Raw genomic sequence first — 10,525 nt, forward strand, 5'->3', positions numbered from 1 at the left:
CTTTTTTTTGCTTTTCGATCGACAGAGGACCGCATGCCGACCGAACCCAGTACCGCCCTCATCACCAACGACATCGTTGGCCTTGGCCTCATCGCCGCCACCCTGGCCCTGATCTTCTGGGCCGCCAGCGGCCCGACCCCGCTGCTGAAAAAGATCTTCGCCTGGGTCCCCGCACTGCTGCTGTGCTACTTCATCCCGGCCATCTACAACACCGCCGGCCTGATCGACGGCCACAACACCGCCCTGTACAACCCCATCGCCCGCGACGTCCTGCTGCCCGCCGCACTGGTGCTGCTGACCCTGTCGATCGACCTCAAAGGCGTGCTCAAGCTGGGCCCCAAACTGCTCGTCGTGTTCTGCGCCGGCACCTTCGGCATCATGCTCGGCGCCGTGGTGTCCTTCCAGCTGATGTCCTGGATCCACCCCGAGACCGTGGCCGGTGACACCTGGTCCGGCATGGCCGCCCTGGCGGGCAGCTGGATCGGCGGCGGCGCCAACATGGTCGCCATGCGCGAAGTATTCGGCACCGACGCCACCACCTTCGGCCAGTTCGCCGTCGTCGACGTCGCCTGCGCCAGCCTGTGGATGGCCGTCCTGCTGTTCCTCGCCAACCGCGCCACCCAGATCGACACCCGCAACGGCGCCGACACCCGCGCCATCGACGAAATGAAAGCGCGCATCAGCGCTTACGAGGCCCAGAACGCCCGCATTCCCACCCTCACCGACCTCATGCTGATCGTCGGCGTCGCCCTCGCCGGGGTAGGGCTGGCCCATGCCATTGCCGCACCCCTGAGCGCCTGGTTCAAAGCCAACATCAGCTGGGCCAGCCAGTTCAGCCTCGACAGTGCCTTCGTCTGGGTCGTCCTGCTCTCCACCCTTCTGGGTCTCGGCCTCAGTTTCACCCGCGCACGCACGCTGGAATCCGCCGGCGCCTCACGCCTCGGCACCGTGTTCCTCTACTTCCTGATCGCCTGCATCGGCATGCAGATGAACCTGCTCTCGCTGCTCGACCGGCCCTGGCTGTTCCTGCTCGGCGTGATCTGGATGCTCACCCATATCCTGGTGCTGTGGACGGTGGCGAAGCTGGTAAGAGCGCCGCTGTTCTTCTTCGGCATTGGTTCGATGGGGAACATTGGTGCGGCGGCATCGGCACCGGTGGTGGCGGCAGCATTCCATCCAAGCCTCGCGCCAGTAGGCGTCTTGTTGGGCACGGTGGGGTACGCAACAGGCACCGGCCTCGCATACGTAACCGGTTTGATATTGAAGTGGATGGCCGGCGCGTAAGAAGGAATGCAAGAACAGCCGGGCAGAGCCCGGCTCTACTGCTTTCCGTTCCGTCACCGGGAATGTATCGAGGGTGGGGCGGGGGTGGGTTTGCGGGGGAATGAGCGGCATGGATGCCGCGACTTAGCCTCCATGGACGGATTCACGGCGTCCCCCGCAAACCCATCCCCGCCCCGCCCAAAACCGATAGCAAGACAGAGCCAAAAGAAAAGGCGGCGCCTAATGGCGCCGCCTTTTCGCATTACACGATCAACAAAAACGGAGGGTCAACAACAACGACCACCATTCCGCCCACCGTACCGAGCCTCCTGACGTTCCCGGAAGAACGTCTTGTAGTCCATCGGCGTGCGGTCCGGATGCTTCTCCAGCACGTGCCGCACATAGTTGTCGTAGTCGGGAATGCCACAGCACAGCCGTGCCGTCTGCACCAGGCGCCGCCAGATCCGGCGATGCGCCTGGTACTGCCCGACCGGAACCAGACCCGTACTCATCACAGGTCCGCCATCTGGTGCGGCTGCAGCGCCACGTACTCCGTCTCACGGTCCGTACGCTGCGGCGAACGACGCGCCACCACGATCGTCTTGATCGCATACGCCAGGATCGCGAACACCACGAACAGGAACAGCACCGTAAGGCCCGTGTTCACATACGCGTTCACCACGATCTGCTGCATCTGCCCCACCGTCTTCGCCGGCGCCGTGATCGTCCCGCTCGCAATCGCATCCTGGTACTTGTGCGCCTGCGCCAGGAAGCCCTGCGACGGATTGCTGTCGAAGATCTTGATCAGACCCGCATACGTCGTGCAGATCAGCAGCCACACCGCTGGCACCGCCGTCACCCACGCATACCGATCACGCTTCATCTTGAACAGCACCACCGTACCCAGCATCAGCGCGATACCCGCCAGCATCTGGTTCGAGATGCCGAACAGCGGCCACAGCGTCTGGATGCCACCGAACGGATCCACCACGCCCGTGTACAGCAGGTAGCCCCACAGCGCCACGCAGCCCGCCGTCGCGATGATGTTCGCCGTCCACGACTCCGTCTTCTTCAGCGCCGGGATGAAGTTGCCCAGCAGGTCCTGCAGCATGAAGCGGCCCGCACGCGTACCCGCGTCCACCGCCGTCAGGATGAACAGCGCCTCGAACAGGATCGCGAAGTGGTACCAGAACGCCATCATCGCGTTGCTGCCGCTCGGGATCGCCTGGTGCAGGATCTGCGCGATACCCACCGCCAGCGTCGGCGCCCCCCCCGCACGGTGCAGGATGGTCGGCTCGCCAATGGCAAGCGCCGTCGCCTCCAGCTGTTCCGGCGTGATCGTGAAGCCCCACGTCGTCGTGATGTAGTGCGCCGCCGATGCCGCATCGGCACCGATCACCGCCGCCGGGCTGTTCATTGCAAAGTAGATGCCCGGATCGATGATCGACGCCGCCACCAGCGCCATCACCGCCACGAACGACTCCATCAGCATGCCGCCGTAGCCGATGTAGCGCATGTGGCTTTCATTGGCCAGCAGCTTCGGCGTCGTACCCGACGCGATCAGCGCATGGAAGCCCGACACCGCACCACACGCAATGGTGATGAACAGGAACGGGAACATCCCGCCCTTCCACACCGGACCATCGCCGCTCGCCGCGAACTGCGTCAGCGCCGGCATCTTCAGCTCCGGCATCACGATCAGGATGCCGATCGCCAGCGCCACGATCGTACCGATCTTCAGGAACGTCGACAGGTAGTCGCGCGGTGCCAGCAGCAGCCACACCGGCAGCACCGACGCCACGAACCCGTACCCGATCAGCATCCACGTGATCTGCACCCCCGTGAACGTGAACGCCGGGCCCCAGACCGGGTCCGCCGCCACACGGCCGCCGTACCAGATCGCCAGCAGCAGCAGGATCAACCCCACCACCGAAATCTCACCGATCTTGCCCGGCCGGATGTAGCGCATGTACACGCCCATCAGGATCGCGATCGGCATCGTCGCAATCACCGTGAACATGCCCCACGGACTTTCCGCCAGCGCCTTCACCACCACCATCGCCAGCACCGCCAGGATGATGATCATGATCAGGAACGCACCGAACAACGCGATCGTGCCGGGCACCTGGCCCATTTCCTCGCGCACCAGGTCACCCAGCGAACGCCCGTTGCGGCGGCTGGAAATGAACAGCACCATGAAGTCCTGCACCGCACCGGCCAGCACCACGCCGACCACCAGCCACAACAGGCCGGGCAGGTAGCCCATCTGTGCCGCCAGCACCGGGCCGACCAGCGGACCTGCACCTGCGATCGCCGCGAAATGGTGGCCGAACAGCACGTGCTTGTTGGTCGGGACGTAATCCAGGCCGTCGTTGTTGAGCACCGCAGGCGTCGCCCGGGTCGGGTCCAGCTGCATCACCTTGTCGGCGATGAACAGGCTGTAGAAGCGATACGCGATCAGATAGATCGAGACTGCAGCAACAACGATCCACAGCGCGTTGATGGACTCACCCCGTCGCAACGCGACGGTGCCCAGACAGAATGCGCCGAGCAGCGCGAGCGCCGCCCAGCCCAGCTTGGAAAAACCTTTCATGAGATTGCGTCTCCCTGAAGAACTCGTTAAGGGTCCGCCCTCGCATCGACCGGGTCAATGCGCGCGCGCAGGCTTGCCGCTAGTACTTTGGTCGTAGACTCGAATCCCCACCGTTGGAACAATCGGTTGCGGGCGTGGCGGTTGGCGCCGTCCAGGGCTGCGCCCATCTTGTACCCAGTATCCTCTTGTCGGAGCCAACATGAGCACCTCCCCCGCACGCGTGCAGCGCACCATCCGCGGCATGCCCACGTCCGACGGCGCCGGCGTGCGCCTGACCCGGGTGATCGGCGGCCCCTCGCTGCCCGACCTGGACCCGTTCCTGCTGCTGGACGAATTCGGCACCGACCGTGCCGAGGACTATATCGCCGGCTTCCCGAGCCACCCGCACCGTGGCTTCGAGACCGTCACCTACATGCTCGACGGCCGCATGCGCCACAAGGACAACCATGGCAACGAAGGCCTGCTGACCCCGGGCAGCGTGCAGTGGATGACCGCTGGCCGTGGCCTGGTGCACTCGGAGATGCCCGAGCAGGAATCCGGCCGGATGCGCGGCTTCCAGCTGTGGGTGAACCTGCCGGCACGCGACAAGATGACCGACCCGACGTACCAGGAATTCGCCCCCGACCGCATTCCGGTGGTGCAGCCGGCGCCGGGCGTGCAGGTCAAGGTGATTGCCGGACAGGTCGGCGACACCGTCGGCCCGATCGTGCAGCCGGCCACCGACCCGCTGTACCTGGATGTTGAGCTTGCCGCCGGCAGCGGCTGGGACTACCTGCTGCCCGAAGGCCACAACGCGTTCGCCTACGTGTTCGAAGGCGACCTGGTGGTGGGCGAGGGCGATGATGCCCGCCCGGTCGGCCGGCAGGACATGGCCGTGCTCGGGGGTGGCGAGCGGCTGCAGCTGCGCGCAGGCACGGGCGGTGCGCGCCTGATCCTGGTCGCGGGGCGTCCGCTGCGCGAACCGGTCATGCGCCACGGGCCGTTCGTGATGAACACGAAGCAGGAACTGATGCAGGCCTTCGTGGATTTCCAGGAAGGCCGCTTTTAGACCGTTCGACAGCGTCGTCGGGGATGCGTGCAGCATCCCCGATGCCGTCACCGTTCTGCGGCCACCGCGGACGGATTTAGGTTCATGCCCTGCGACATCAGCTGCAGCGAACGCAGCTCGCTGGCATCGCCCGGGTACAGAGAGATCTGCGCGTACTGGTTCTTGTCGAACTTCACGACGGTCATGCGCCGGGTCGCGTAGCCCGGTGGCTCCTGGCCGCCCAGGTCCGGCTTGTACCAGTACAGCGACTCCCCGGCGAAGCCGCCTTTTTCCTCCCGAAGCGCGCGGTTGAGCGGAATGCTCGGGTCGCGCCCGGTCAGCATCAGGGTCATGACCTCGCGACCGCCGGCGTCGACCGCCTTGCACAGCACATAGGTGCTTTGCGCGGTTTCCTGCCATTGCAGGTTGCTGTCGGCTGGCAGTGCAGGACATTTGGCCGCCGACTGCGCCAACGCAACGTTGGCAACAAGTGACAACCCCAGTACAACCAAGGCGTGCAGGATCTTCATGCGTTCCCCCGTATGAATTGGCCCAGCCATGCCCGGCGGCGCAATGACGCCCGCCGGGTGACGGCCTGGTGATTTTGACCTTAACGGAATGTGACTGGATCTTCAAATAACCGTTTCAAATGAATCTGAAGCCGGTTAGCCAGGTGACGGCTCGGCTCCGATCCACTTGTAGACGATCCCGCCTATCAGGCCGCCCAGCAGCGGCGCCAGCCAGAACAGCCACAGCTGCCCGAGCGCGCCGCTGCCGGCAAATACGGCCACGGCGGTGGAGCGGGCCGGGTTCACCGACGTATTGGTGACCGGGATGCTGATCAGATGGATCAAGGTCAGGGCCAGGCCGATGGCAAGCGGACCGAATCCGGCCGGGGCCCGGCCATGGGTGGCCCCCATGATCACCACCAGGAACATGGCGGTGAGCACCACTTCGCACAGGAACGCGGCGGCTACGCTGTACCCGCCGGGCGAGAGCGCACCGTAGCCGTTGCTGGCGAACGCGCCGGCCTGGCTGCCGTCGATCTGGAAGCCCGGTGCGCCGGAGGCGATCTGCAGCAGGATGAACGCGGCCAGCAGGCCGCCCAGCACCTGGGCCACGATGTACGGCAGCAGGTCGCGGGTGGGGAAGCGCCCGCCAGCCCAGAGCCCGACACTGACCGCCGGATTGAAATGGGCGCCGGAGACGTGGCCGAACGCGTAGGCGCCGGTCAGGACGGTCAGGCCGAAGGCCAGTGCAACGCCAAGGAAACCGATGCCGAGCGGGTTGCCATCGCCGCCGAATTTCGCGGCGAGGACGGCGCTTCCACAGCCGCCCAACACCAGCCAGAACGTGCCGAGGAATTCGGCAACCACGCGCTTGCCCATGCTCATTGGGAATCTCCACGAGTGTCCAAGGGGGAACACGGCGGAAATCGGACAATGCGGCGTGCGCTCAACGCTCCGGCAGTGGAATGAATTCCTTGTCGTCGCCGGGGATGGTGCCGAACCGTCCGGATTCCCAGTCGTGCTTGGCCTGTTCGATGCGTTCCTTCGAGCTGGACACGAAGTTCCACCAGAGGTGGCGCGGTCCATCCAGCGGTTCACCACCGAGCAGCATGGCCTTCAACGGCGTCTTGGCACGCAACCGGCCACGTGCGTTTCTTTCGGGGATGACCAGGTGCTGTGCAGGCAGGTCGACACCATCCAGCTGTGCAGCGCCTTCGAGGATGTAGAGCGCGCGCTCGAGGTGGCCGGTGTCCAGGTCGAGTTCGGCGCCGGCGTCCAGGTCGATGGCTACGTTGAGGGTGTCGGTGAACACCTTCACCGGCGATTCTTCACCGTAGGCGCGGCCGGCGATCACGCGTAGCCATGCGCCGTTGCGACGCTGCTGCGGTAGGGTGGCGGCACTGTGGTGGAAGAAGCCGGGATCGGTTTCTTCATGGCTTTTCGGCAGCGCTACCCAGGTCTGCATGCCATGCACCGGGTGGTCGTGTTCGCGTTCCACCGGCGGCGTGCGTTCGGAGTGCGCGATGCCGCGCCCGGCGGTCATCCAGTTGACGTCGCCGGGGCGGATCACCTGGTCCGAGCCGAGCGTGTCGCGGTGGCCGATGGCGCCGGACCAGAGGAAGGTCACCGTGGCCAGGCCGATATGCGGGTGCGGGCGGACGTCGATGCCGGTGCCGGGCGCCATCACCGCTGGGCCCATCTGGTCGACGAACACGAACGGGCCAATGCTGCGTGCCTGGATGCTGGGCACGGCGCGGCGCACTTCCAGGCCGCCGATGTCATGGACGCGCGGGGCGATGATGGTCGTCATGCGGGCTTTCTCGCTGGCGGGGACAGGCGGAAAGGATGGCACGCGCATCCACGCGGTGCATGGCCCGTTCGGGTAACAGGGTGTTTCGTTTGCGGTACCCGGAAAACAACAACGCCACCGTGCGGTGGCGTTGTCGTGGTTTCAATCAGATCACCGGTTCACGCAACACCGCCGCGTCCCAACCGGGGCGCGGTGCGAAGCGGTCGCCATGGCGCTGCTGCAGCACCTTCAGGCGTTCCACCAGCGCATCGGCGCCGGTCGCGCGGATGTACTGGATCGGACCGCCACGGAACGGCGCGAAGCCGGTGCCGAAGATCACGCCCGCATCCAGCAGGTCGGCGTCGCTGACCACGCCGTCGTGCAGGCAGGCCACCGCTTCGTTGAGCAGCGGCAGGATCAGGCGATCTTCCAGGTCGTCCGGCGTTTGGTAATTGGCCGGCACGTCCGGCTTCTGCGCGCGGCCGTTGTCCCACTTGTAGATGCCCTGGCCGTCCTTCTTGCCGCGCTTGCCGGGTTCGACGGTCTGGAGTGCGGCGGGAATCTGCAGGCCGAGGAACGGTGCCAGCTCCTTGCCGACGCCGGCCGCCACGTCCAGGCCCACCGTATCGAGCAGTTCGATCGGACCCATCGGCATGCCGAACTTCACCGCGGCCTTGTCGATCACGGGGCCGGGAATGCCTTCGGCATACGCGGTCGCCGCTTCCAGCATGTACGGGAACAGCACGCGGTTGACCAGGAAGCCCGGGGTGCCCGCAACCGGTACCGGGAATTTGCCCAGCGCCTTGCAGAACGAGGCCAGGCGGCGCTCGGTTTCCGGCGCCATGCCGTCGTGATGGATGATTTCCACCAGCGGCATCTGCGCGACCGGGTTGAAGTAGTGCAGGCCGGCGAACTGCGCAGGACGCTGGATGTGGTCGCGCAGTTCCACCAGCGGGATCGACGAGGTGTTGGTGGTCAGCAGCGCGTCGGCCTTCATCTTCGGCTCCAGCGTCTGGTACAGGCCGCGCTTGGCTTCGGCATCTTCGATGATCGCCTCGATCACCAGGTCGGCCACGGCCACGCCGTCGCCGGCCAGGTCGGCCTTGAGCCGTGCCGCCACCGCCGGGCGCTTGGATTCATCGCGCACCTTCTTGGCGAACAGCGCCTGCGCGCGTTCCATGGCCGGGTCGATGAAGCGCTGCTCGCGGTCCTGCAGGGTGACCTCGAAGCCCTTGTAGGCCGACCAAGCCGCAATGTCGCCGCCCATCACCCCGGCGCCGACCACGTGCACGTGGCGGATGCCATGGTCCTTGCCGCCCAGCGCCTTCAGGCGTTCGGTCAGGAAGAAGATGCGGATCAGGTTGCGCGCGGTCGGGGTGCCGGCCAGCTTGACCACCGCGCGGCGCTCGGCGTCCAGGCGGGCCTGGATGCCGCTGCCGCCGGTGCGCGCCCAGGTGTTGATCAGCGCGTAGGGGGCCGGGTAGTGCTCTTTCTTCGCCTTGCGCGCGACCTGCTTGGCCATCTGCGGCGCCAGCAGTTTGCGCGCCAGCCAGGTGTTGGTCGCCCACGCGGTCAGGCGCTGCTTGAACGGGCGGGTGGTGCCGGCCAGCGCCAGCGCCACGGCGGTGTCGAGCAGTACGGCCGGGGCCACCACTTTGTCGACCAGGCCGATGTTGCGGGCGGCCGATGCCGACAGGTTGCGGCCGGTCAGCATCATGTCCATCGCCGCCGGGGCGCCGACCAGCTGCGGCAGGCGCGCGCTGCCGCCCCAGCCCGGGAAGATGCCCAGCTGGGTTTCCGGCAGGCCGATCCGGGTGGAGGGATCGTTGGAGGCGACGCGGTAGCGGCAGGCCAGGGCCAGCTCGGTGCCGCCGCCCAGGCAGTGGCCATGGATGGCGGCCACGGTCGGGCAGGGCAGCTCGGCCAGCTTCTGGTAGGTGGTCTGGCCACGGCGGATCGCGTCATTGACGGTGCCGCGGCGGTCGAACTCCTGGAATTCCTTCAGGTCGGCCCCGGCGATGAACCCGGCCGGCTTGACCGACTGCACCACCACCGCCTTGGGCGGATCCAGCGCCAGGCGTTCGACCAGGTCGCCCAGTTCCAGCAGGACGTCCTGCGACATCGCATTGACGCTGCTGTCCTGGCGGTCGAGGCTGAGCACCACGACACCATCGTCACGGATCTCGGGGTGCCAATGTGAGAAGCGGAGCCCATCGAAGCCTGAGAGCATGGGGACGTTCCATCCGGTTGTGTATGGAGAAGGGGGCTATGATCCAGAGGTTGTTTCCTCCCCGTCAAATCCCTATAGCTGGGGGGAGGGAGGGAACCTTAACGGAACCGTAGTTAAAAGCTGGTGCGGCGTTCACGGATGGGCGCTGAACTTTTCCCGGGATTGGCAGTCTCATTGCCCGACGTCGGTTGGGCTGACAGGAGTGCGGCCCCCAATGGCCGAGGTCGAAACACCACAGGAGCTGGACCTGGAGCTGGTCCGGCGCGTGCAGCGCGGCGAAAGTGCGGCGTTCGATGTGCTGGTGCGCAAGTACCAACACCGGATCGTCGCATTGATCGGGCGCTACATCGCCGACTGGAGTGAATGTCAGGACGTCGCCCAGGACACGTTCGTCCGCGCCTACCGCGCGATCAACAGTTTCCGTGGAGACGCCCAGTTCTATACCTGGTTGCACCGGATCGCCGTGAATACTGCCAAGAACCACCTTGCCGCCCACAACCGCCGCCCGCCCACCGATGACATCGACATCGGTGACGCCGAGCAGTTCGACAGCGGCACCCGCCTGCGCGACACCGACACGCCCGAGCGTGAGCTGATGCGCCAGGAGTTGGAAAACACGGTAATGAAGGCGGTAGCGGCGCTGCCGGAAGAACTGCGATCGGCCATCACCCTGCGCGAGGTGGAAGGCCTGAGTTACGAAGACATCGCGCAGAAGATGGGGTGCCCGATCGGCACCGTGCGCTCGCGGATCTTCCGCGCCCGCGAGGCGATCGACACTGAACTTCGGCCGCTGCTGGATATCGGCAGCGCCACCCGCGAAAAGAGCCGCGCATGAGCAATCAATTGCCAGACAAATTCGACGCCCACCACCGCCAACAGCTGTCGGCGCTGGTCGACGGTGAGCTGCCGCTGGAGGAAGCCCGCTTCCTGCTGCGCCGACTGGAACACGACGAAGACCTTTCCCGCTGCCAGGAACGCTGGCAGCTGCTGGGCGACGTGCTGCGCGGCCAGGCCTGCGCGCCGGCCCCGGCCGATTTCGCCGATCGCATCCAGGCGGCCGTGGGCGCCGAGCCGCGACCGGCGGCTGCGCAGGCGGCGCCGGTGTCGCGCGCGC

10 protein-coding genes are annotated in these 10,525 nt (G+C 66.1%); 4 read left to right on the forward strand and 6 right to left on the reverse strand.

Annotated features, from left to right (window positions below; genetic code table 11):
* The first annotated feature begins 33 nt into the window (after nucleotides 1-33).
* Complete coding sequence (locus C2U58_RS08495) at nucleotides 34-1,284, forward strand: DUF819 family protein (RefSeq protein ID WP_102945422.1); 1,251 nt, start codon at nucleotides 34-36, stop codon at nucleotides 1,282-1,284.
* A gap of 266 nt (nucleotides 1,285-1,550) precedes the next feature.
* Here C2U58_RS08495 and C2U58_RS08500 read toward each other — a convergent pair whose 3' ends face one another.
* Nucleotides 1,551-1,775: a CstA-like transporter-associated (seleno)protein gene (locus C2U58_RS08500; protein ID WP_068853636.1), complete on the reverse strand. Its 225-nt coding sequence runs from the start codon at nucleotides 1,773-1,775 to the stop codon at nucleotides 1,551-1,553.
* Entirely contained in the window at nucleotides 1,775-3,856 is a 2,082-nt protein-coding gene (locus tag C2U58_RS08505) for a carbon starvation CstA family protein (RefSeq protein ID WP_102945423.1), read from the reverse strand. The genes C2U58_RS08500 and C2U58_RS08505 overlap by 1 nt, the downstream gene beginning before the upstream one ends.
* Before the next feature lie 199 nt (nucleotides 3,857-4,055).
* Between C2U58_RS08505 and C2U58_RS08510 the strand changes: the two genes are divergently transcribed.
* The gene (locus C2U58_RS08510; protein ID WP_102945424.1) at nucleotides 4,056-4,904 is read left to right on the forward strand and encodes a pirin family protein; all 849 of its coding nucleotides are present in this window, start codon (nucleotides 4,056-4,058) and stop codon (nucleotides 4,902-4,904) included.
* Nucleotides 4,905-4,951: 47 nt separating this feature from the next.
* Here the strand turns inward: C2U58_RS08510 and C2U58_RS08515 are convergent, their stop codons facing one another.
* The 4 genes from C2U58_RS08515 to C2U58_RS08530 form a co-directional block, all read right to left on the reverse strand.
* A complete protein-coding gene (locus C2U58_RS08515) occupies nucleotides 4,952-5,413 on the reverse strand; it encodes a hypothetical protein (RefSeq protein WP_102945425.1) in 462 nt (153 codons plus the stop codon).
* Between the two features lie 135 nt (nucleotides 5,414-5,548).
* On the reverse strand, nucleotides 5,549-6,277 hold the full coding sequence (gene aqpZ / locus C2U58_RS08520) for an aquaporin Z (protein WP_102945426.1): 729 nt from the start codon (nucleotides 6,275-6,277) through the stop codon (nucleotides 5,549-5,551).
* Nucleotides 6,278-6,338: 61 nt separating this feature from the next.
* Nucleotides 6,339-7,202 (reverse strand): pirin family protein, encoded by an 864-nt coding sequence (locus C2U58_RS08525; protein WP_102945427.1) that lies wholly within the window; start codon nucleotides 7,200-7,202, stop codon nucleotides 6,339-6,341.
* A 145-nt stretch (nucleotides 7,203-7,347) separates the two neighbouring features.
* A complete protein-coding gene (locus tag C2U58_RS08530; RefSeq protein WP_102945428.1) occupies nucleotides 7,348-9,411 on the reverse strand; it encodes a 3-hydroxyacyl-CoA dehydrogenase NAD-binding domain-containing protein in 2,064 nt (687 codons plus the stop codon).
* Nucleotides 9,412-9,625: 214 nt separating this feature from the next.
* On the opposite strand from C2U58_RS08530, the gene rpoE reads away from it, so the two are divergent.
* Nucleotides 9,626-10,246 (forward strand): RNA polymerase sigma factor RpoE, encoded by a 621-nt coding sequence (rpoE, locus tag C2U58_RS08535; protein ID WP_102945429.1) that lies wholly within the window; start codon nucleotides 9,626-9,628, stop codon nucleotides 10,244-10,246.
* Nucleotides 10,243-10,525, forward strand: a 283-nt coding sequence (locus C2U58_RS08540; RefSeq protein WP_253256687.1) for an RseA family anti-sigma factor, incomplete at its 3' end; no start/stop codon positions are given. The genes rpoE and C2U58_RS08540, both read left to right, overlap by 4 nt.

The organism is Stenotrophomonas sp. VV52, from assembly GCF_002893095.1.
GTDB lineage: Bacteria > Pseudomonadota > Gammaproteobacteria > Xanthomonadales > Xanthomonadaceae > Stenotrophomonas > Stenotrophomonas aracearum.

Coding starts and splice junctions, on each gene's coding strand:
- rpoE (WP_102945429.1), top strand. CDS start 9,626: ATGGCCGAGGTCGAAACACCACAGGAGCTGGACCTGGAGCTGGTCCGG.
- C2U58_RS08505 (WP_102945423.1), bottom strand. CDS start 3,856: ATGAAAGGTTTTTCCAAGCTGGGCTGGGCGGCGCTCGCGCTGCTCGGC.
- C2U58_RS08515 (WP_102945425.1), bottom strand. CDS start 5,413: ATGAAGATCCTGCACGCCTTGGTTGTACTGGGGTTGTCACTTGTTGCC.
- C2U58_RS08525 (WP_102945427.1), bottom strand. CDS start 7,202: ATGACGACCATCATCGCCCCGCGCGTCCATGACATCGGCGGCCTGGAA.
- C2U58_RS08500 (WP_068853636.1), bottom strand. CDS start 1,775: ATGAGTACGGGTCTGGTTCCGGTCGGGCAGTACCAGGCGCATCGCCGG.
- C2U58_RS08510 (WP_102945424.1), top strand. CDS start 4,056: ATGAGCACCTCCCCCGCACGCGTGCAGCGCACCATCCGCGGCATGCCC.
- aqpZ (WP_102945426.1), bottom strand. CDS start 6,277: ATGAGCATGGGCAAGCGCGTGGTTGCCGAATTCCTCGGCACGTTCTGG.
- C2U58_RS08530 (WP_102945428.1), bottom strand. CDS start 9,411: ATGCTCTCAGGCTTCGATGGGCTCCGCTTCTCACATTGGCACCCCGAG.
- C2U58_RS08495 (WP_102945422.1), top strand. CDS start 34: ATGCCGACCGAACCCAGTACCGCCCTCATCACCAACGACATCGTTGGC.